We start from the raw sequence: 22,579 nt of genomic DNA, 5'->3' as shown, positions 1-22,579 counted from the left end.
TGTACACAACATGAAACCTGTATATAAATATCTTCTGTTCGGACTGGTACTGGCCACCAGCGCCAGTTCCTGCAAAAAGTTCCTGAATGAGGAACCGCAATTCCTGCTCACGCCAGAAGGAGCGGTAACGGACGAACCATCTGCGCAGGCAGTGCTCAACGGCGCTTACTCACATATCGGAAAGGATGAGTGGACGGTTCGTTTCTCCAGCGGATTTTCCTCCATGCTGGGAGTGGTGAACGCCAGCAGTAGCGCTTTCAATTTCAATATGATGGCCACAGGCGATAACCAGTTCCTCTGGCAGCAGTTTTACAAAACAGCCAATGGCGCTAATGCAGCGCTGGCTGCCATCGAACCATTATCCGAAGACGTATTTGTTACACCCGGGCGAAAACTGGAGATGCTTGCAGAGGCCCGGGCTATCAGGGCCTTTGCTCACTTTTACACTTTCCTTTATTTCGGAAGATGGTGGGATGCGCCTGAATCCAAATACGGCATCATTTATAAAGACACGCTCTCGGCGCTCAACAATGTGTATGAAGCCAGGCAAACAGTAGGAGAGAGTTATGCGAAGATCCTGGATGATCTGAATTTCGCTATCGAACATGCGCCTGATTACAAAACAGGCATCCGGATGTCACGCCAGCTGGCAAAGGCCCTCAAAGCCAAGCTGTTGCTGTATCGCGGCAGTCAGCAGGATTATCCAGAGGCATTGACCCTGATCACAGACGTGATCAACAATGCGCCGCAGTTCGGCCTGCAACTGGAGCCTTCGCTGACTGAGCTGTATGAGAACAGTTGGGATTCCAAAGAGCTCCTGTTCTGCCGGTACAGGGAGAAAACAGACGATGTTGTAATGGGATACAACTATACTTACGGGTACAACTATGCGATGCTGGGAATTGAAGCGCTGGGCAAGTCCTTTCTCGAAGGCGATCCCCGTTACTTCGAGGCCTGGGGTGATGTGAAATCGCCCATCACCAATAACAACACGTTCAAATGGGCGCCGAAGAAACTCGCCCGCAAAGGCCGCCAGGTAGGAGGGGATAACGATAAATACACTACCTATTTTCTCAGGCTCACTGAACTCTATTTCCTGCAGGCAGAATTGCTGGAAAAAACAGGAAAGCCTCTGGAAGAAGCCATCGAGCCTGTTAATGTGATCAGGAGAAGATCGGAGCTGCTGGATACAACTGTGGCAAGCAGGGACGAATTCTATCCCCTGCTGTTCAAAGAGCTTTTCAAAGAGATACATATAGAGAACGAGGCCGACTGGATGGCATCGCTCCGTTTCATAGATGTGAATACGGGTAAGGCTTTCATCCATTCTTTCAGGAACAATCTGTCTCTGGATGAAAACCGTTTCATCTACCCGCTGCCCACTTCTGAAATGAAGTTCAATCCCAAAATAGTACAGAACCCGGGATACGAGGCGCTTGTATACTAATCCCGAAAAAAAGAGAATTATGCACAAACAATTATTGATCCTATACACGCTGGTGCTGCTGGTTACAGGCTGCAGCAAGAAAAATGAAAAAGCGAACACGGGCCCGTTCTTCTATGCAACCGATATGTTGTTTGAAGACCTGCCGCTGGAACGCTTCAGTCATCAGGTGCCTGATCAGCCCATCAAAACTGGGCCGGCTACATTCAGTATCGTGAAGAATGGAAGCGACTGGACAGGGTTCGCTCTTTCCAATCGCAACTTCAGGAATTATGTAACGGAGGAATCCTCGCTGGATTCCACGAAGTTCAGCGTGTATTCCGGTACTGCGGTGCATGCCGGTGGTAATTTCCTGGTGGTGCATCCCGGTGATGATGGCGCTACCATCAGTTTCGACCGTGCGTTGACGGTAGACAAATTCCTGATTGCCCCCACCACCTTTCTCTACCAGGCCATGATGTATGCGCAGGGAACTACTGTTGGCGGTAAGCCTGTGAAAACATGGGCCACCGGCACAAGGCTGCTCACCACTACAAAAAAGGATTATGTAAAAGTGATCATTAAGGGTATGAACGGCGCCAAAGTAGCCGGCGAAGTAAGTTTCCTGCTGGCAGACCGCTGGTCTGATGATGATAATAAAAGAAGTTTTACGGTGAACGACTGGCTGCCGGTTTCACTGGCAGAACTCGGCCCTGTAACCAGTCTTGTTTTCTATTTCGATTCTTCCGACAAGACTGATGACCTGGTCAACACACCGGCGTATTTCTGTATCGATGGCATCCGTTTCAAAGAAAACATCTATTAACAACATTTGATTATGAAAAAGATATTTCAGATTTCCCTTTTCTTTTTTGCAATTATTACCACCCAGGCCCAGAACCGTAAAGTGGACCTCAAAGAAAACCTTCCTTTCAAAGAAGTGCTGGCAATGGCGAAGCAGCAAAACAAGTTGATCTTCCTGGACTTTGGGTCGCTCACCTGTACACCTTGTATGTATATCAAGAAGATGGTACTCACCATCGACAGCGTGGCTGATTTCATCAATGAACGTTTCGTGAGTGTGGACTATAACGTGGGCGCGGAGAAGAAACGCCTTAGTGATCTTTATGGCGTGGATGCAGAACCTGTTTTGCTGATACTTGATCAGCAGGGAAAACTTATGCATCGTATGGTTGGAAAAATGAACAGCGAAGAGATCATGCAACGTTTCCGCCAGGGCCTGGATACGGAAAACAACCTCGCGGCGCAGGAAAAGAAATATGCGGCAGGCAACCGCGAGCCCGCTTTCCTGCTGACTTATCTCGAAACACTGCGTATTGCAAAGTATACGGATAAGATGAATGCACTGGTGAAGTCTGTACTCGCAGGGCCACTGGAGCAGTTGAAGGAAAAACCTTACTGGGATTTGTTCGTGAAATACAATGATGATCCCGTGAGCAGGGAGATGTTATATGTTTTCGACAACCGGGAAGAGTTCTATAAGCTGTTCACAAAAACTGTTGTGGAGAATAAGATCAATCGTCATTTTTCCGCAAAGGCCAGCTTCTATATTTTTGGACATAAGCCGCCATCAAAAGACAGTTCGTTTTACAAAATGCTGAACTATCTCCGTAAAACAGATTACGAGAAAGCTTCAGAATGGCTGGCCTATCTCACGCCGGCAGAATACAAATTCACCAAATGGGAAAGTATGGCCAAAGCCATCGACAATGCCATTTCCTTCAATATCCTGAAAGGGAGACAAAGGGAAATGTATATGAAGATGATGGCGGAGCAGATCCTTTGGTATTCAGACAATAAAGCCGCATTGCCTTATGCCATCAAATGGATCGATGCGCTGATGCCTGAACTCACCAATCCAGATGTAAAAAAATCGGTAGCTGATACCAGGAAAAGGATCCAAAAAAAGCTTGAGTCTAAAGGATAGTAGTTTCTTTACCATTCAATCAACCAGGAAACCCCGCTTTGTGCGGGGTTTATGGTTTTATGGGAGAGAAGCAATTTCTTTATTCCGGCAAATTATACAGCCTTGCCACTTCGCTGTATTTCATATTCGCAAGATGTGCCGTTGGCATCCCCCCTGGAATGATCACATACCTGAACTGGTGCGCGTTGGCAATGGAAGTGTAAATATTATGATCATTGGTAAATCTGATCCTGATATTACCGGGGGTGACAAGGGCTTCCCAGATATCCATTTGATGACCGCCCTGGATATAAGTGATGGAGATCGGTAACTGACTTACCTGGCTGGTGGGCCAAACGGCGGGGTTATATCCTAACAGTTTCCCGTATACGAGTACAGAGCCGCTGTCTAATATCTTCTGTGTAATGGCCGGAACAACTTTGTTGTATTTGAAGCCCCATACACCGAATACAGTGTCCTTGATATACACATCCGGTTTGAACCATTCCGAGAAGAATACATTGGCGGTGCCGGCAGGGCCTGTGTCGCCTTTTTTGCAACCGGAGCCTGCTGACAACGCCAGCAGCAAGAGCAATGTGGGATAGATGGCAGGTTTCATACGTTCACAATTTTTGGAAAACAAATTTCCATTGCCAGCCACTCCTGTCCTTGTTACAATGAGCAGTTGACGGTTTTGAATGAGCAGGAGGGGCAGTAATACAGTGACGCGAGGCTTTGTCTAAAGAAAGGTTCGATACGATGGATATCGATATTGTTGGGAATGATTGCTGTTGTTTTGGAAATTTTATTATAGTTTGCAGAAACTGTAATCACTATTAGCGACCCCTTGCCGATCCGTCAACCATACGATGAAAAAGAACTGCTTGTTCTCATTGCTGAAGATGATGAAAAAGCCTTCGAGACTATTTTCCTGCATTATGGAGATCTCATACACGCTCATGTACTAACCATCACCAAATCACCAGGAGCCGCGCGGGACCTGGTACAGGATGTGTTCCTGCGCGTATGGTTGTACCGCGATAAATTACCGGAGATCCTTGATTTCAAAACCTGGTTGTTACGTATTGCCTATAACCGTTGTTTCCATTTTTTGCGTCAGCAAAAAGTGCAACATGCGGGCCTGGACACTTATGCCGCCAAATACGGCATAACAGCATCGGAACAAACAGAAACGGAAACCTCCAATATACTCAGCCTGCAACAGGTGGTGCAACAGGCCATCACTGAACTGACGCCCCAGCAGAAAAAAATATACAAAATGAGCAGGGAAGAGGGATTGAAGATCCCCGAGATCGCGGAAAGGCTGGAACTGTCTGCCAGTACCGTGAAAAATACCCTTGTACGCGCATTGCAGGCGTTGAGAAACTCCATTGAAAAATCCCACTATGGCTCCTGGATTTTGCTGATCTGGAAGACCGCCGAAATATTTTTTGATCCTGATAGGTCCTGAATGTTCAGTTGCGGGTCTGTGTATGAAAGGGCTCTGGTGGAATCTTATTCCCGGACCTAAAATAATATGCATTGAACCAGATCGAAAGGATACAATATTTAGCAGACCGTGTGCTGCAACAGGAAGCGAGCCAGGCTGAGCTGGAAGAATTGTCCGGCATCCTGGACATGGGAAACGATAATACTGTACAATTACTGGAGCAACTGATAACGGTACAGCTATCATTAGACCGGCATCCGCTTTCTGAGGACGAGATCAGGCGAATGAGCACCCGCATCCTGCAAATGGATATACCTGAAGATATTCCTGTAGTTGAGATGCGGCGCGTTCCTTTCCTCCGCAAATGGTGGTGGGCGGCGGCTTCCGTGATCTTGTTGCTTGGAATCGGAACCTATCTTTGGGTGAACAAAAACAATAGCAGTGTGGAGGCCGTTGCAAAAAATAAAATACCCATTCAACCTGGCAAATCCGGAGCGGTACTCACCCTGGCAGATGGACAACAGGTATTACTCGATAGTGCAGGTAACGGCGTAATAGCCATTCAGCAAGGGTCAAAAGCTGTAATGCAGGATGGTCAGCTTTCTTACCAGCGATCAGAGGGGAAAACAGCTGCCGTGGAACACAATACCATGAGTACGCCACGCGGCAGACAATTTCGTTTGTCCCTTCCTGATGGTACGCAGGTTTGGCTGAACTCCGCCAGCTCCATCCGCTATCCTACAATATTTACCGGCACAGATAGAAAAGTGGAAATAACGGGCGAAGCATATTTCGAAGTGGCGCAGAAAGCCAGTCAGCCTTTCTTCGTAAAAGCAGCTGACAGGGTAGAAGTGCAGGTGTTGGGCACACACTTCAACATTAATGCCTACGATAATGAAACTGCGCTGAACACCACATTGCTGGAAGGTTCAGTAAAAGTGAACGGCGCCCTTCTCAAACCAGGGCAGCAAGCGAAAATATTAAACAATGGTCCTGCAGGAGCTGTGCAGGTGGAGTATACGGATATTAGTAAAGTGATGGCATGGAAGAATGGCCGCTTCAATTTCGAAGGCGCCACCATTGAAGAGATAATGAGACAAATAGAAAGATGGTACGATGTGGAAGTGGTGTACAAAGGAAAGAAACCCCGTGTTGAATTTGAAGGGAAAATGACGATGGACGTTTCATTGGACGGACTGATCGTACTCATGGAAAAAGCGAATATCCACCTTCGTCTCGAAGGCAGAACACTCACAGTACTTCCTTAGGGAACAATCATACACCTGTCATATGAAAAAAGCAGGGCCGTGTACATGACGGCCAGGGAGTTTATTGCATCAATAAATGCTCCGTAAGACCTTATCCCATTTCTTATTGCCGGGTTCTATCCCGAAACCATCGATTGAAAAGAAAACCGCCACGGATCGCTCCCGTGACGGTTGGAATTCAGTTGATGTAAAATGGTCTTGCAACACATTTTTATTAACCGAACAAGTACGAAAGTATGCAAAAAACTGCTTTTGACTCCGGAACGGCTAAGGCTTTTTCCGATCGTCCGCCTCAGCGGTACCGGGGTCTCACCAAAACCCTGCTGGTAGTGAAACTGATTATCTTATTAACCGTGGTTGCTTTTTTCCAGGTGCAAGCTTCCGGCACTTTCGCTCAAACCGTAACCATTTCCGGTAAAGACCTGACTTTGAAACAGGTATTTGCTGCTATCGAGAAGCAAACAAATTATGTATTGCTGAACACCAAAGGCACGTTGGATGGAACCAATCCCGTTTCATTGACTGTACACAAAATGCCTTTGCGTGAGTTCCTCGATCTTCTTTTGAAAGATGAAAAGTTGGATTATGAGATACAGGGAAAAACAATTTTACTCTCACGGAAAGTAATCCCAACAACCTATATCAAAAAAGTTTTGCCCGGTATGCCGGAACTCTTTCCCGTAACCCCACCGGTGAAAGGTGCCGTTTTTAATGAGAATGGTACGCCTTTAAGCGGCGTAAGCGTTGTTGTGAAAAAAACAAAAAAAGGAACAGTTACCGATGCCTCCGGCAACTTTTCCATCCAGGCCGATAAGGATGATATACTCATCATCTCGTATGTTGGTTATGTAAGCCAGGAAGTGAAGGCAGGTGATAGTCACCGGATCATAAAATTGAAAGTTTCCCATTCCGTACTCGATGAAACACAGATAACCGCCTATGGTAAAACCAGCAGGAGAATGGCTACCGGCAATATCGGGACCATTACAGCAGAAGAGATCGAAAGGCAACCGGTAATGACTGCCCTGGAAGCAATGATCGGGAAAATACCAGGCGTAGAAATCAGGCAAACCTCCGGTAATGCTGCTGCCCCTGTGCAGGTGATCATCAGGGGAAGGAATACACTTAACAACAGTGTTCCGCTTGATCCACTTTATGTAATTGATGGGATGCCCCTGAGTACCGTGAATTCATCGCCCACCACAAGGGAAAGTGGACGAAATGTGGGTGCTGTACAAGCTGGCGCCCCACATATGTTAGGAGCCAATCCATTGCTGGGTATCAATCCGAAAGATATTGAAAGCATCAGTGTTTTGAAAGATGCCGATGCCACCGCTATCTACGGATCCAGGGGCGCCAATGGAGTAATACTGATCACTACCAAAAAAGGAAAGCAAGGACCGGCCCAATTTTCTATCAGTATCAATAACGCCACAAAATTCAACGGGAAGTATCCCCGTTTGATGAATACACAGGAATATCTTAGTGTGAGACGCGAAGCATTGTTGAACGATGGCCTGATGCTGAACCACGAAAATGCCCGTGATCTGAAAACATGGGATACAACAAAATATACTGACTGGCAGCGCATGCTCGTAGGTACAGGATCTGCTACTTCGGTTAACGCCAGTGTAAGTGGAGGAATGGGACAGTCCAACTATTTCCTTTCTGCAGGATATGATACGCAAAAAGAGATCATGAATAACGGAGGGAGAAACCAGCGCGGAAGTTTCAATGCCAGGTTTTCTCATGCCAGCACCAATCAGAAATTCAGGTTTGACTTATCGAACAGGATCAGTCTTAGTAATATATTATCCTACAGCATTGGCTCCATGAGTAACCAGCCCCCGAATGCGCCGGATATCTATGATGCGGATGGGAATTTCAACTTCACACCATACAGACAAGAGAATAACCCGAATGGCTTCCCTTTTGCTGCTTTGAAGAGGCCTTCTAAAAGCAAAACTTTTGAACTGTCGAGCAATCTGAATATATCTTATCAACTGTTGAAAGGATTGACTTTATCTGCGGGCCTGGGGCATAATTTCACCTCCAACGAAAACTCGAATCTCACACCCAAGTCTTCCAATGATCCTGCATTCATCAATGCCTTCTCTTCGGCTATTTATGGTAAGTCAACCAACCAAAGCTTGCAGGTAGAATCACAACTGGGATACAATGGCTATATAGGAAAAGGAAAATTGTCGGCACAGCTTATTGCCAATTTTCAACAATCTGTCAGCAGTGGTGAAACGATAACATCCATTGGCTTCCCCAACGATGCAATGATGAAGAGCCATAATAATGCTCAAACAAATTTCTTTGCTGAAGGGTACCGGGAATACAAATACCTGTCAGGATCTGCCATTGTAAAGTATGAGTGGGACAATAAATACGTGATCAGCCTGAATGCCAGAAGGGACGGGTCTTCCCGCTTCGGACCCGGAAAACAATTTGGCAATTTCGGTTCCATTGGTCTCGCATGGATAGCATCAGATGAGAACTGGATGAAAAAGATCCTTCCGGACTGGTTCAGTTTAGTCAAATTCAGAGCCTCCACCGGAGTAATGGGTTCGGATGGCATCGGAGAGTATGAATACCTTCCCCGATGGTCGAAATCCCGGTCAGTGGAAAATAACAGTCAGCTTCTTTATAACTACAATGGTACTAATGCATTTCATGCCATGAGGCCCTTGAATCAGAATTATCAATGGGAGTCTACCAGGCAAACTGAAATCGGTACACTCCTGGGCTTTTTTCAAAACAGGATCAATGTTGAACTGGCCTATTATTCAAAATATACCGATAACCAGCTGACCAAGTTTCCTATTCCATCTCAAACAGGATTTGCATCAGTGCTGATCAACCATCCGGCCGGTGTAAGAAATTCAGGAGTTGAGATCAGTGCCAGTGCTGAACTGGTTAAAACGAACGACTGGAATCTGCACTTCAATATCAATACCAGCAGGAACCGGAATAAACTCGTAAAGTTCCCGGGCCTGGAAAGCTCTTCATTCAACGGAATCTTCAAGGTAGGGCAATCTCTCGGTACGCGATACTTTCTGCATTATACAGGGGTAGATCCATTGACGGGGAACTACACGTTTGAGGACCATAACAAAGACGGCCTGGTTAACATAGGCGGTGGCAGTTTTCCCACTACTGACCAGGATGATCGTTATGTAGCTATCAATACAGATCTCCAAACGATGGTCGGTTCGGGAATTACACTCAGTTATAAAAGCATTTCAGTAGCCGCCAGTTTTGTATTCGTCGATCAATTGAAGCGCGACCCATCCCTGGATGTGGTGTTAGGAACGATGCAAAATACAATTTTGAGGGACGATGTAAAAAACAATCACTGGACAAAACCAGGAGACCAGGCAAAATATCCGCGATACACTACTGACAGGACCCTCCTGGGAAATATTTCCTCCTCCGATGCTGTGTTTATAGATGGTTCCTATCTGCGAATGACGAACCTCGCCATCTCCTGGGCTTTACCAGCTGACTGGATCAACCGTATTAAAATAAAAGGCGCCACCATTTCATTGCAAACACAAAACCTGTTCACCCTGTCCAACTATCCGGGCATCGATCCGGGCCTTCTCGAAGCCCCCTGGGGAACACCCGTTCCAAGAACGATCAGTACCAATCTTTCATTGACCTTCTAAAATGAAAAAACATGCGAAATAAGTTCTTACACTCATCCATATACGCAGTTATATTTCTCATTATTTTCAGCAGTTGCAACAAACTATTGGAAGTGGCTCCCCCGATCGATTCAATTACCACAGAGGAACTGTTTTCAAGTAATGAACAGGCAGACTGGGCCATTGCAGCTATCTATTCAAAAATGATCAATGGCGATAATCCTACTTCAATTTCGACGGTGTCTGACAGAGGGTTTGCCACAGGATTATCCACTATACTCGGAGCACTTTCAGCAGATGAGTTGACAGTTCCTGCAAATAATTCCAATACGGATTACCATGTTTCTATCAATAAGCTAACACTGTTGAATAGCAACAAAACCCAGGAGATCTGGAACTCGGCTTACAAAATAATTTTCGATGCGAATGCCAGCATGGAAGGTATACAAAATTCAGCGTCGTCTCTGCTCACAGACAGCGCCAGGAAACAACTGACGGGCGAAGCACTGGCCATCCGTTCGCTTTGCTATTTCTACCTGTTGAATTTTTTCGGAGATGTGCCCCTGGTATTGAGCTCCGATTTTAACCAAACCCTTGGTCTGCCAAGATCACCGGTTGCAAAAATTTATGATCAGATCAAAAATGATCTGATCAAAGCAGGTTCCATGTTGAGTGCTGATTTTTCTGCCGGCAAGGGCGAAAGGGTAAGGATCAACAAATGGTTTGCAGAAGCCCTGCTCGCCCGGATCTGTCTTTACACCGGTGCTTACGAACAGACCATCAACAGCGCCACAAAAGTGATTGATCAAACAGCGTTGTTTGGAATTGAAACGGATCTCACCAAAACATTTACTCCGAATAATACCGAAACCATCTTTCAGTTAAAACCCGCTGCAGAAGCAGTTGCACTCAAGAAAGCTACTCCTGAAGGGATCAAACTGTACAATGTTCCCCCTCAAGGCACTCCCTATTCTGCCCGATATGAGATCAGCGCTTCACTGGCAACTGCGTTTGAACCCAATGATCAGAGAAAATCTGTCTGGTTGACGCCAGTCGGCACGGTACTGATACCAGCAAAATATAAAAATGGTCCGGCTGTTCAATATTACAATGTTATCCGCCTGGCCGAACTTCATCTCATCAGGGCCGAAGCCATTATGAAATTTACTCCAGCAAACAAAAGTAATGCGATCAAAGACATCAATATCCTCAGAAGAAGGGCAGGAGTGATTGAACTGGATGAGCAGCTCACCACAGAACAGGTGATCAACGCCATCGCGCATGAGCGTCAGGTAGAATTGTTTCTCGAATGGGGCCACCGGTGGTTCGATCTAAAAAGAACAGGGAAAGCAAATGAGGTGCTCAGTGCTGTTCCCTACAAACAACCCTGGTGGGGCGATTACCAGTTCTTATATCCTGTGCCACCAGCTCAGATCAACCTGAACAGCAACCTGATTCAAAACCCTGAATACAATTCCAGGTAACAGGAACAGACAGCAGTAAACCACTCACTTAACATCAAACGACTTTTATGTTATTTATATATTCAAACAGGAGGCTGCTTGCTTTCTCTTTCCTCTCATTAATTCCGGTCTTTTGGGGATGCCAAAAAAGAACTGTGGAAGAAACTCCTGTGCAGGCAACGCTGCAGATTTTTAACGCACTGGATGATGGCGAAAGTATTTGGATTAACCTGTCCGGAAACCGGCCTGTAAAATTCAATTCCCTGGCTCGCGCAAACAATAAGGAGTACCTATTGAGCAGAAACCTGATCTATTTGAAAGCTTCACCTTCACCCTTCGATATATACACACTGAAAGATACATTGCCGCACCAGCAACCTGTTATCAGTACCACATTATCGTTGAACCCGGGAGCAATCTATTCTCTTTTTCTTCATGGAGAAAAATCATCCGCAGCCTGGTCTTTGTTTAAAGACGACATTCCGCTGATCAACCGGCAAGACAGTACCACCCATGTTCGCATTGCTAATTTCAGTGAAGCACAGGCAATCAGTGTAAATATCAAAGACCATGCGCCCGGTTCATTGGTTCAAAGCCTGCCCTATAAATCTTTGTCTGCATTTATTGAGTTGGAGGCAGATATAACCATTGCTGGTTATACTTTCGAGTTCAGGGATCAGGAAACAGGAGCGTTGCTCTCAACATATACCACTTCCAACTTTCAGGCTGCTGCTGTATCCCCAAGTCAATGGCTTGCCAAATCGAACACACTTGTTTTTTCGGGTAAACCCGCAGGAATCAGTCCCAATAATCAAAAGATCACCCTCATGAATCACAGGTAGTGTATACTTCCTCGGTTTAGTAAAAAAATCACCAAATAACATATGAGCATCGTATTAAAAGTGGAGAAACTCTCCCACAGGTATGCTACTGCCTGGGCTATCCGTGATATCAACTTCGAGATCAGCCAAAATGGAGTGATCGGATTGTTAGGCTCCAATGGAGCCGGCAAATCCACCACCATGAATATCATTTGTGGTGTGTTGAATCAAACAGAAGGAGACGTGTACATCAATGGCATCAATAAAAGAGAAGAGCCCAAACTTGCCAAAAAGCAACTGGGCTTTCTTCCGCAGACAGCGCCGCTGTACACAGATTTTACCGTGAATGAATACCTCACTTATACGGCCGATCTGCGTTTCATTGAAAAAATGCAGGTAAAAAAAGCAGTGGCAGAAGTAATGGACAGAACCGGCATCAGCCATTTCAGTTCGAGGCTTATCAAGAACCTCTCCGGTGGTTACAAGCAGCGCGTAGGAATTGCACAAGCCATCATTCACAAACCCGGCATCGTGATCCTGGATGAGCCCACCACGGGCCTCGATCCCAATCAGATCATCGAAGCCAGGAAACTGATCAGGGAGATTGCGCAGGACCATACCATCTTATTAAGCTCACACGTATTGTCTGAGATCAACCTGCTCTGCCGCGACATCATCATGATCGAAGGCGGCAGGATGGTATTCTCCGATTCCATGGAATCATTCAACAATTATATACAACCCAGTGCAGTACTGGTGAGAATGGAAAACCTGCCGCAGGAATCCGAGTTGCTGAAAATATCCGGCGTTACTAAAGTACAGCTGCTGTCGGATAAACAATGCAGGATCTACTTCAGTGACAACAACTCGATATCGGAGTCCATCATTGCAGCCAGTATGCAGCATAACTGGAAACTCACAGAGATCAACCTGGAAAGGTCCATGCTGGATGATGTGTTCAAACAATTATCACAAAATTCCTAAATCAGGCATCGATGAAAATAATAATGAAGATTGCGAAAGCCGAGTTGAGAACGCTATTCTTTTCTCCGATCGCCTGGTTTGTAGTATGCTTGTTCTATTTCAGTCTGGCGATGGCATTTGGCAAAAGTATGGTAGGATATTCCACTATTCAGGAAGCCATGCTTGAACTGGAATCAAACTGGTTTGGATTTCCCAGAGGACTGAGTGTAGATGTGGCTTCCAATATTGCATTTTTTGTAGAAAAGTATTTCTTTCTTTTTATTCCCCTTCTTACGATGGGGATCGTGAACCGGGAAATGAGCAATGGTACCATCAAATTGCTGTATTCATCTCCCGTTACTACCAGGGAGATCATTACCGGCAAATACCTGGGGATAATGCTCTTCAATATATTATTGATCTTGATCGTGGCCATTTTCATGGTTGCTTCCTGTTTGGCAATTGAGCAACCTGAATATAGTTGGCTACTGATCTCTGTATTACTCGGTTATTTCCTGCTGATAAATACCTATGCAGCCATTGGTCTGTTCATCTCCTGCCTCACTTCCTACCAGATCGTAGCTGCTGTGATCACATTCGCGGTATTTTACCTGCTCTCTGTGGTATCCGGGATCTGGCAGCAATATGATCTGATCCGTGATATTACGTACTACCTGGCCCTGCCGCAAAAAGCAGCTAATTTAATGAGAGGGTTGATCACCAGCAGGGATGTCATCTACTTCATACTGGTAATTGTTCTCTTCCTTGGCTATGCCATGATCAGATTAAGGAATACCCAGCAACCCAAAAGCAGGATGGTAAATGTTCTCCATTATACAACGCTTACCATCATTATCATCACAATAGGATACTTCAGCTCCAGACCTGGTCATATCGCCTATTTAGATGTGACCAACCGCCAAACGAACACCCTTCACCCGGCAGTTTTGGAAACAGTCAGGGAACTGGATGGTTCTCCGCTCACCGTTACATTGTACTCAAACCTGCTCGGCGGGAAGGCCACTACCGTACATGGCATGCCCAGATTACGCAACCGGTATGTATGGGAAGTATGGGAACCCTTTGTGAGGTTCTATCCTAATATCAGGCTCAGGTATGAATACTATTATGATCTGAGAGAGGGCGACAGTGGATATTACAAAAAATATCCGGGTAAAACCCTGGAGGAAATTGCAGCCATCGAAGCTGAAATGCTTGACGTCAGCCTGTCTATGTTCAAAACTCCACCTGAGATCAGAAAGATGATCAACCTGGAGCCTGAATACAAACGCCTGGTGATGCAGCTTGAATACAAAGGAAAAAAAGAATTCCTGAGAACGTATGAGAATCCCGGTAACCCATGGCCATTTCACAATCATTTCGCTGCTGCATTCAAAAGACTGACCAGGAAGGAAGATGTACGGCTGGCTTTTGTAACGGGTCATTATGAAAGAAATCCATTGATACCTGCTTTCAGGGAATATAGCTGGCATACCGGTCTAAAATTAAACACCATGGCGCTGATCAATGAAGGGGTGGATTGCGATACAATTTCACTGAGGCACCAGGATATTCCTTCCAACCTGAACCTCCTGGTAGTGGCAGATCCCAAAACGGATTATCTTCCAGAAGAGCAAAATAAGATCATTCAATACCTCAATAACGGCGGTAACGCTATCTTCTATACAGATACCAGGAAACAGCAAATGCTTGCTCCTATTCTCCAAACCATTGGAGTATATCCTGATGAAGGCATGATTGTCCGACCAGACAAACATGAAAGTCCCCACCTGTTTGAAACGATGCTGAACAAAGCAGGAAATTATCTGGCCAAGGAAGAAGCGATGGAAAAGTTTCAGCGATATGGTTTCGCCACTGCCAAAGTAAAAACTGAAGGTGCTGTAAACCTCAGTTATAAGGAGATCAACGGATTTACCATCGAGCCGATAATAGCACAATCAGGTAATGATAATATTTGGATTGAAAAAGGTTCACTGGTAATGGATTCAGCCACGCCGGTATATTCCGCGGCTGAAGGCGACCTGAGGAAAACAGCATATGTAATTGGGTTGAAATTGTGGCGCAAGATCGGCAATAAAGAACAAAGGATCATTGTTGCCGGTGATGCAGATTTTATGTCGATGTATAGAAGAACGGACCCAGGTATCGGCGTTGCCGCGTATAGCTGGACACTCTATAATAAATATCCCATCTACGACAATTTTCCGTTAGCCGAAGACAGACACCTGATCATTACGCATAAAGAGGCAAAACTGCTAAACATCTTATTTACCTATCTAGGTTCAGGGATATTGTTATCGGCAGCCATCGTTTTGCTGGTTCGCAGGAAAAGAAAATAAGCATCTAACAGTTACCCATAATTCATTCTAACCATGTTTCTTCTAACGGATGATCAAACCATTGAAGACCTGAGGCTATTTGCCAAAAGAGAACGTTCCGGTATCTATGATATCTACAACAATACTTCCACCCGCGGGGGCGAAATGCTGCTGGAGACCATGTTCCGCAATCCCCTGGCAACCCTGGAAGCCATTACGAAACGATCAGCCATCATATCGGATTTTGCAAGATTGAATACTGCATTTCCTTTCAATTCTTCCTTACTGGATAATGTTGAAAAATATATTATGCAGGAAGATTCAAAGGATACACAAAAAATAACACTGGGTGAAAAGGAGATCAGCGCGGGCGTTACTGCATTGATCGAACTCCTCCATACGCTAAAGGATTTCCTGGAGAAAGGGTCGATCATTCGGATACCGGAATTAGCTGAAGAAAGAAATGATATTCTTGAATTGCTCCTGCATGCTGCACTGGAACCCATCTTCCGGGAAAAAACCGGTAGCAGACTGAGTTTCGGAGCCATGACTGCTTTTGATGTGCTGTTGCGTATGAAGGAGCGCGAAAGGATAATGACTTTGCTCCATTTCATATATATGCTGGATGTTTACATATCTGTAGCGCAGGTAGCTACCAAAAGACAATTCGTTTTCCCTATCGCGCATCCCAAAGGCAGCAATGTATTAAAAGTGGAAGGAGTGTATCATCCGGAGCTGAAAAATCCGGTGGCGAATGACCTGCACATGCACGCGGGTAAATCCGTTGTTTTTCTCACGGGAGCGAACATGGCGGGGAAGTCTACCTTTCTCCGTTCATTCAGCACGGCTGTTTACATTGCGCATATGGGATTCCCTGTAGCAGCGAAGGCGCTGGAATTCTCTGTAATGGATGGGGTATTGACCACTATCAATCTGCCGGATAATTTAGGCATTGGCGCCAGTCATTTTTATGCAGAAGTGCTCCGCGTAAAGAAAGTTGCCACCGAGTTGGGCGCCGGTAAATCTTTGTTTGTTCTCTTCGATGAATTGTTCAGGGGAACCAATGTAAAAGATGCCCATGAAGGAACGGTAGCCGTCACCAAAGCTTTTGCCGGAAAACAAAACAGCCTCTTCCTTATTTCATCACATATTGTGGAAGCAGGAGAGGAGCTGAAGCAGCAATCAAATATCGGATTCCATTACCTGCCAACCCGCATGAAAGGTACAGTACCCGAATATACCTATACGTTAGAAGAAGGCATTACCGATGACCGGCATGGTATGATCATCATCCGAAATGAAGGCATTCTCGAAAAATTGAAAAACGGCCGCAGGAACGCCGGTTAAAATTAAAAAAGATGAATTTCACAATAGACAGGCAATCGCTGGACGAGCTGAACCTCCTGGGAAAGTTCAAACAGGGATCCGTGTATTCACTGTTCAACCAGGTGAAAACAAGAGGCGGGGAACAACTGCTGGATCAGATGTTCAAGCATCCGCTGACAGACGAACAACAGATCAATCAGCGGGCTGCCATATTCCGTTTCTTTCAGGAGGCAGACCTGCAATGGGTTTTTGATCCACTGCAGGTTGCGCAGATGCATGAGTACATAGATACCAGCAGCAGTAAAAACAGGATCAGCAATTACGCTGGTATACTGATGAAAAAAACTTTGTCTGCACTCACCCGCGATGAACGGTATAAAAGTCTGATCCAGGGGATGCAGGCAACCATCATGACCCTGAAAAAATGTTTGGGAATAGTGGAGCTGCTGCACACGATGGGAGGACCATTTCAATATCGCAACCAGGAGATCCGGGCCATTGTGCATAATGGCCAGCTGGCTTCCCTGATTGAAACTGATATTTATTCCAATATCTCCGTACGGAAAATTGCAGTATATGATCACCTGCTTAAACATACATTCAATCAGGAGATCACATCAGTGCTGCATTTTATCGCAGAGCTGGATGTAAATATCTCCATCGGCCAGGTTGCCGACAGGCATGGTCTAACATGGGCCAGCGCTCTTCCCAAACAAGCCAATACTTTACAGGCCAGGAATCTCAGGCATCCTTGTATCAACAAGGCTGTGGGTAATGAAATAGGAATGCAGCAGCAATCCAATGTGATCTTTCTCACCGGCGCAAATATGGCCGGCAAATCTACCTGGATGAAAACGATTGGTATCTCGGTATACCTCGCTCATATTGGTTTTCCGGTAGCTGCGGACTGGATGGAATTTTCAATCAGGGAAGGAATTTATTCGAGTATCAACGTAGCTGATAATATCGCCCTGGGGTACAGCCATTTTTATGCGGAAGTGGTGCGCGTAAATACAGCGGCTGATGCTACCTGTACCGGGAAACATCTATTGCTGATGTTCGATGAACTGTTCAAGGGCACTAATGTAAAAGATGCTTACGATGGCACACTGGCTGTGACGGAGGCATTTTCGGAATATTCGAATTGCCTGTTCATCGTCAGCACCCATATCATCGAGGTAGGAGAAGCATTGAAAGGCAGACGGAACATTCAATTCAAATTTATGCCCACCCTGCTGGAAGGCGGGATGCCGAAATATACTTACCGTTTGAAAGACGGCATCACAGAAGACCGGCAGGGTATGATGATCATCAATAATGAAGGCATCATTGAACTGATCGGAACCTGATACATGGCATACCACAACAAACCCAATTAATGATTGTAACAAAATAATCTGATGAAAATAATTTTCAAAATTGCAAGGGCAGAACTTAGAACCCTGTTCTATTCTCCTGTAGCCTGGCTCACCATCGTAGTGTTTTTCGTGATCAGTGGTACGCAGTTTGCCACCCCGCTGATGCATATGGCAGTGACACAGGAACTACAGGAAATCAATAATCCCAACTGGGAAGGCTTTCTTCCCGGGCCCCTCACTTTAAGGATGTTCAGTGAGTCTATTCGGAACATGTATCAGTATCTTTTCCTTTTCATTCCCCTGATCACAATGGATTCGATCAACCGGGAAGTGAATGGAGGTACCATGAAGTTGCTGAACTCTTCACCAGTAGGCATAAGAGAAATTGTGTTGGGCAAATTCCTGGGCCTGACCTTTTTCAACATTGCCTTATTGTTGTCCATTGCGCTGCTGCTTTTCACCGGTTACTTCACCATCCTTCATGCGGAATTCGCGTGGTACTGTTCGATATTGCTGGGCTTCTTTTTGTTGACCAGTGCCTACATGGCAATCGGACTATTTATATCCACCATTACCAATTACCAGATAGTGGCGGGGATTGCCACCTTCGTAGTCTTCATCTTTTTGAATATGGTCGGAAAAATGTTGCAGGAGTACGATTTTATGAGGGATATCACCTGGTTTCTCTCGCTGGCCGGCAGAATCGACTGGATGGTAGCTGGCCTGATCACAACCAGGGAGATTTTATATTTCTCCCTGGTGATCATCCTTTTCATCGGACTGGCCATCATCAAGCTGAAAAGCAAGCAGGAGTCGAAGAAATGGACCGTTTCATGCTCGAGGTATTGCCTGCTGATCTTCGTTGTTTTAACGCTGGGATATTTTTCCGCCAGGCCTGGTTACGTTGGCTACTACGATGTTACCCGGCAAAAATTAAATACGATCGATACAGCCACGCAGCAGGTGCTGAAAGAATTAGACGGTTCCCCGCTTACGGTTACACTGTATACAAACCTGCTCGGGCCGGCTGGCAGCTACGGTATTCCGGTAGCAAGAAATAATTATATATGGGGCTTCTGGGAACAGTATTTTCGCTTTTATCCCAATATCAGATTCAAGTACGAATATTATTATGATTTCAAAAAGGGAGACAGTACTTTCTATAAATCATATCCCAATAAAAGTATTCACCAGATAGCCAAACAATTTGCAAGGATTTTCCAGGTTGATCTGACTGATTTCAGAAAACCAGGAGAGATCGATTCACTGATCAATCTTGATAAGGAAGATGAGATGAGGTTATTGATGGAACTGGAATACAAAGGGAATAAATGTTTATTGAGAACCATCGACGGTGGGCCCTTTCCCAGGCAATTCAATGTATCGGCCAGTATCCGGAAATTGACCAGGGACAATTTTCCAAAAGTATTGTTTACGACCGGCCATTATGAACGTAGCCCCTGGAGAAACGGGGAAAGAGAATATGGTGGCATCACAAATCATCAGGTGGACGAGGCGGCAATGACCAATAATGGAATGGAAGCAGATACCATTTCAATATTGAACAATGATATTCCAACCAATACAAAGATACTGGTGGTTGCTGATCCCAGGTCGGGTCTGGAAGCTGTTGAACAACAGAAGATCCTTCAATACATCGATAATGGAGGAAATGCAATCATCTATGGTGAACCAGGTAAGCAACATATTCTGAACCCTTTGCTCAACCAGATAGGTGTTCACCTGGAAGATGGTATATTGGTAAGTCCGCATCCTACCAGACCAGCGAATGTAGTTTCCGGTTTCCTGAATAAAACAGGCACCAGTTTAGCCAGGGCTCCGGCTATTCAGGATGCGTTGCACCTGTTTGGTGGCATTCGCAGAACTTCTTTTATCACTACATGCGATATCAGCTTCAAAGACACCAATGGCTTCAAGGTTGAGCCGATCTATGAAATGCCAGGCGGCGAAGATGTATGGATGGAAAGGGGCGTGTTTGTGGCGGACTCGGCGAAACCAACTTTTAACAGCGGAGAAGGGGATTACCGGAAAAACAGTTACGTTTTGGGCGTAAAGCTGACGAGGATGATCAATAACAAAGAGCAAAGATTGATAGTGTTGAGTGATGCAGATCTGTCGGCAGGCCACCCCCACGGGATAGTTCTGGGGTTGTACAGTTGGCTCGTATATAATGAATACCCGGTCTATATCAATAATATATATCACAAAGATATCCGGCTTAATATCGGAAAGAATCCGGCAAAAGTCCTTTGGTATATTTACGTGTATGGTATCCCGGGATTATTGCTGCTGACGGGAACTATTATATTAATAAGAAGAAAGAGAAAGTAAAACCTGAAAAACAATGCTCATCAGGAAGGCACTTCAGTAATTGCAGGTGCCTTCTTTTTCTTGGTTTCCAATATGTGTACATAAGGCACTTTAGCCGGGCTCTTATGGACATTCAATGCACCTTTAAATAAAACAGAGCTTTTTTTTCAGATACCCCACCCTTTTCCGCCATTTTAATGTCTTTATAACAGATCGATGTACGAATTGGGTCGTATATTGCGGCCACTTTCAAACTACATCCATGAACGATAAAAACTAGAACCGAACTAAACAGAAAAACAAAAACGCCCTCAATTAAGTATTAGCTATGAAATTTATTTCCAAAACAGGCTTCACAGCCTTGCTGGCTGTGTATGGCCTTAACAGTACTGCCCAGATCAAGGAGCTGCCTGAGCTCAAAAAAGAGGACCTGATCTCCGACTACCGCCTGGCGATGGACATCCTCAAAAAACAACATCCCAACCCTTTCAAGTTCATCGACTCTGCCGATTACGATAGAAAAGTGGACTCCCTGATGAAGCTGGCGGAAAAAGAAGACAATGTTTTTTCCATTCTCCAGTATTCACCCATCCAGCTGGTAAGGGATGTGCATACCAATATGCAGTTCTCTGCAGATAATAACCGTGATATGATCAGCAACCTGCGTTTCTTTCCTTTTCCCGTTGTGATCGAAAGAGGAAAGATCCTGGTGAATATCAAAGGCTCTGAACTGCCTTTCGGTACTGAGATCCTCAGCATCAACAAGCAGTCCGCCAAATCGATCATCGAATCCCTTAGCTCTGCCGCCTACAGCGATGGTTTTATCACTACCGGAACAGACAGGGTAGCTGGAAATTTCCAGACAACTTTCAGTCTGCGCACCCCCTATGCGAAAAGCTATGATATCGAGTATGCAGATGGCAAAAGCAAAGGCTCCAAAAAGATCACGGTGGCTTCTCTGCTGGCTTCTCCCGGCGTGCATGCCAGCAACCAGGCCGTATTGCCTGTGAACCAGCTGGCCCGCTCTTACTGGATCTATGGCAGCTATGACGACGAAAATAAAACAGGAACACTCACCGTGAATTCCTTCAACCTGCAGGAGTCCTATGCCTATAAAGAGTTCAGCTCCTTCTTCAAGGAAGTGAACAAGCGTGGATACAAGAACGTGATCATCGATATCCGCAACAATGGAGGCGGCAACCCTGCCATCTCTGCGCTGCTCTTCTCTTTCATGGCCCCTAAGGCATTCCAGAACGTGTACAATTACAGGACGAAGAATATCGATGTTTTCTATCCCGAGCATGCCACCACGCAGGGCAGGAAGATGAGCGATGAAGATATCCGCAACAACAAACAATTCCTGTATCAGCGTTTTGACCTCGACAGCGCTACAGGCTTCTATGTTGGCAATGCCCGTTTGAAAGAAGGGCAACTGGAGAATTTCCCTCCTGATAAAGATGCGTTCAAAGGAGAGATCTATGTGCTTGCAGGCGGTGGTACTGTTTCCGCAGCTACCTATTTTGCTTCGCTGGTACAGAAGAACAAACGCGGTCTGGTGATCGGTAAAGAAACAGGCAGCGGCGAAAATGCCACTACAGCAGCCTGGTTCCTGACCTATACACTTCCCAAAACAAAATCTGTGCTTACAGTGCCTATGTCTGAATTGTATTTCTTCAATTCTCAAAAAGACAATGGCCGTGGTATTATGCCTGATAAAGAAGTACCGATGGATAAATTCATTACTTACCTGCAGCAAACACAGGACCCTGAATTAAGCTACACCATGGAGCTGATCAAACAGGGTAAATAATAATAATCCGTCTCTCTTGTTGTATTGTTCTTGAATGTTTGAAAAGATGCAAAGGGCAGCGCGTTGCTGCCCTTTTGCTTTATTGTGAAGTCTTCTGATAAAGGGCGTATCTTTGGGGCATCATGACTAATGTTGAATTACTCCAGCAGGAGGCCATCAAAGCCCTGGAAGCAGGGACGCTGAACGATAAACAGAAAGCTTTCATAGAAAGTATTAGAAATTTCGATAAGAAACAATTGAAAAAACTAAACAGCAGCCAGTTCAAATGGCTGAAGGATATCGCTAAGATCCAATCCAGGAATACGGAAGCCAGCGATCCGTTAGCAGATTGAATGAAGTGCCCTTTCGGCATTCGAAAAGTTTTTCCATAAAATCCCGGAATACTGTCAAAAAAGTATATTCTTGCATTTATTAACTCAACCCATGCACATTCGTACCGGAAAACTC

General features: G+C 45.3%; 16 protein-coding genes. 15 read left to right on the top strand and 1 reads right to left on the bottom strand.

Annotated features, from left to right (window positions below):
- Positions 1–10 precede the first annotated feature (10 nt).
- Genes D9Y29_RS03990 through D9Y29_RS03980 form a run of 3 tightly spaced genes read left to right on the top strand, consistent with a single transcriptional unit; the run spans position 11 to position 3,371 of the window.
- Positions 11–1,447: a RagB/SusD family nutrient uptake outer membrane protein gene (locus D9Y29_RS03990; RefSeq protein WP_127125243.1), complete on the top strand. Its 1,437-nt coding sequence runs from the start codon at positions 11–13 to the stop codon at positions 1,445–1,447.
- A 19-nt stretch (positions 1,448–1,466) separates the two neighbouring features.
- Positions 1,467–2,249 carry a DUF4465 domain-containing protein gene (locus D9Y29_RS03985; RefSeq protein ID WP_127125241.1) on the top strand — a complete coding sequence of 261 codons (783 nt, stop codon included), beginning with the start codon at positions 1,467–1,469 and terminating at the stop codon, positions 2,247–2,249.
- 12 nt (positions 2,250–2,261) lie between these two features.
- Positions 2,262–3,371 (top strand): thioredoxin family protein, encoded by a 1,110-nt coding sequence (locus D9Y29_RS03980; protein WP_127125239.1) that lies wholly within the window; start codon positions 2,262–2,264, stop codon positions 3,369–3,371.
- 79 nt (positions 3,372–3,450) lie between these two features.
- Here D9Y29_RS03980 and D9Y29_RS03975 read toward each other — a convergent pair whose 3' ends face one another.
- A complete protein-coding gene (locus D9Y29_RS03975; protein WP_127125237.1) occupies positions 3,451–3,969 on the bottom strand; it encodes a hypothetical protein in 519 nt (172 codons plus the stop codon).
- A 228-nt stretch (positions 3,970–4,197) separates the two neighbouring features.
- Here D9Y29_RS03975 and D9Y29_RS03970 point away from each other — a divergent pair, with 228 nt between their 5' ends.
- From D9Y29_RS03970 to D9Y29_RS03915, 12 genes are all read left to right on the top strand, one after another.
- A complete protein-coding gene (locus tag D9Y29_RS03970; RefSeq protein WP_164735249.1) occupies positions 4,198–4,821 on the top strand; it encodes an RNA polymerase sigma factor in 624 nt (207 codons plus the stop codon).
- Positions 4,822–4,892: 71 nt separating this feature from the next.
- Positions 4,893–6,068: a FecR family protein gene (locus D9Y29_RS03965; protein WP_127125233.1), complete on the top strand. Its 1,176-nt coding sequence runs from the start codon at positions 4,893–4,895 to the stop codon at positions 6,066–6,068.
- A 236-nt stretch (positions 6,069–6,304) separates the two neighbouring features.
- Positions 6,305–9,742 carry a SusC/RagA family TonB-linked outer membrane protein gene (locus D9Y29_RS03960; protein ID WP_127125231.1) on the top strand — a complete coding sequence of 1,146 codons (3,438 nt, stop codon included), beginning with the start codon at positions 6,305–6,307 and terminating at the stop codon, positions 9,740–9,742.
- Positions 9,743–9,753: 11 nt separating this feature from the next.
- On the top strand, positions 9,754–11,205 hold the full coding sequence (locus D9Y29_RS03955; protein WP_127125229.1) for a RagB/SusD family nutrient uptake outer membrane protein: 1,452 nt from the start codon (positions 9,754–9,756) through the stop codon (positions 11,203–11,205).
- 272 nt (positions 11,206–11,477) lie between these two features.
- Complete coding sequence (locus D9Y29_RS03950) at positions 11,478–12,026, top strand: DUF4397 domain-containing protein (RefSeq protein ID WP_127125227.1); 549 nt, start codon at positions 11,478–11,480, stop codon at positions 12,024–12,026.
- A gap of 42 nt (positions 12,027–12,068) precedes the next feature.
- Positions 12,069–12,989, top strand: a complete 921-nt coding sequence (locus D9Y29_RS03945) for an ABC transporter ATP-binding protein (protein ID WP_127125225.1) — start codon at positions 12,069–12,071, stop codon at positions 12,987–12,989.
- An 11-nt stretch (positions 12,990–13,000) separates the two neighbouring features.
- Positions 13,001–15,328, top strand: a complete 2,328-nt coding sequence (locus tag D9Y29_RS03940; protein ID WP_127125223.1) for an ABC transporter permease subunit — start codon at positions 13,001–13,003, stop codon at positions 15,326–15,328.
- 33 nt (positions 15,329–15,361) lie between these two features.
- Positions 15,362–16,654 carry a MutS-related protein gene (locus D9Y29_RS03935; protein ID WP_127125221.1) on the top strand — a complete coding sequence of 431 codons (1,293 nt, stop codon included), beginning with the start codon at positions 15,362–15,364 and terminating at the stop codon, positions 16,652–16,654.
- Between the two features lie 11 nt (positions 16,655–16,665).
- Complete coding sequence (locus D9Y29_RS03930) at positions 16,666–17,982, top strand: MutS-related protein (protein ID WP_127125219.1); 1,317 nt, start codon at positions 16,666–16,668, stop codon at positions 17,980–17,982.
- A 51-nt stretch (positions 17,983–18,033) separates the two neighbouring features.
- Positions 18,034–20,343, top strand: a complete 2,310-nt coding sequence (locus D9Y29_RS03925) for an ABC transporter permease subunit (RefSeq protein WP_127125217.1) — start codon at positions 18,034–18,036, stop codon at positions 20,341–20,343.
- 307 nt (positions 20,344–20,650) lie between these two features.
- The gene (locus tag D9Y29_RS03920) at positions 20,651–22,132 is read left to right on the top strand and encodes a S41 family peptidase (RefSeq protein ID WP_127125215.1); all 1,482 of its coding nucleotides are present in this window, start codon (positions 20,651–20,653) and stop codon (positions 22,130–22,132) included.
- 122 nt (positions 22,133–22,254) lie between these two features.
- The gene (locus D9Y29_RS03915; RefSeq protein WP_127125213.1) at positions 22,255–22,464 is read left to right on the top strand and encodes a hypothetical protein; all 210 of its coding nucleotides are present in this window, start codon (positions 22,255–22,257) and stop codon (positions 22,462–22,464) included.
- The last annotated feature ends 115 nt before the right edge of the window (positions 22,465–22,579 follow it).

It is taken from the genome of Pseudoflavitalea rhizosphaerae (assembly GCF_003991355.1).
Lineage (GTDB): Bacteria > Bacteroidota > Bacteroidia > Chitinophagales > Chitinophagaceae > Pseudobacter > Pseudobacter rhizosphaerae.
This window is presented reverse-complemented; position numbering and strand designations above follow the sequence as displayed.

Bases quoted from the DNA above. Each gene is read 5' to 3' on its own strand.
- D9Y29_RS03990 (WP_127125243.1), top strand. From the start codon at position 11: ATGAAACCTGTATATAAATATCTTCTGTTCGGACTGGTACTGGCCACC.
- D9Y29_RS03985 (WP_127125241.1), top strand. From the start codon at position 1,467: ATGCACAAACAATTATTGATCCTATACACGCTGGTGCTGCTGGTTACA.
- D9Y29_RS03980 (WP_127125239.1), top strand. From the start codon at position 2,262: ATGAAAAAGATATTTCAGATTTCCCTTTTCTTTTTTGCAATTATTACC.
- D9Y29_RS03975 (WP_127125237.1), bottom strand. From the start codon at position 3,969: ATGAAACCTGCCATCTATCCCACATTGCTCTTGCTGCTGGCGTTGTCA.
- D9Y29_RS03960 (WP_127125231.1), top strand. From the start codon at position 6,305: ATGCAAAAAACTGCTTTTGACTCCGGAACGGCTAAGGCTTTTTCCGAT.
- D9Y29_RS03955 (WP_127125229.1), top strand. From the start codon at position 9,754: ATGCGAAATAAGTTCTTACACTCATCCATATACGCAGTTATATTTCTC.
- D9Y29_RS03945 (WP_127125225.1), top strand. From the start codon at position 12,069: ATGAGCATCGTATTAAAAGTGGAGAAACTCTCCCACAGGTATGCTACT.
- D9Y29_RS03940 (WP_127125223.1), top strand. From the start codon at position 13,001: ATGAAAATAATAATGAAGATTGCGAAAGCCGAGTTGAGAACGCTATTC.
- D9Y29_RS03935 (WP_127125221.1), top strand. From the start codon at position 15,362: ATGTTTCTTCTAACGGATGATCAAACCATTGAAGACCTGAGGCTATTT.
- D9Y29_RS03930 (WP_127125219.1), top strand. From the start codon at position 16,666: ATGAATTTCACAATAGACAGGCAATCGCTGGACGAGCTGAACCTCCTG.
- D9Y29_RS03925 (WP_127125217.1), top strand. From the start codon at position 18,034: ATGAAAATAATTTTCAAAATTGCAAGGGCAGAACTTAGAACCCTGTTC.
- D9Y29_RS03920 (WP_127125215.1), top strand. From the start codon at position 20,651: ATGAAATTTATTTCCAAAACAGGCTTCACAGCCTTGCTGGCTGTGTAT.
- D9Y29_RS03915 (WP_127125213.1), top strand. From the start codon at position 22,255: ATGACTAATGTTGAATTACTCCAGCAGGAGGCCATCAAAGCCCTGGAA.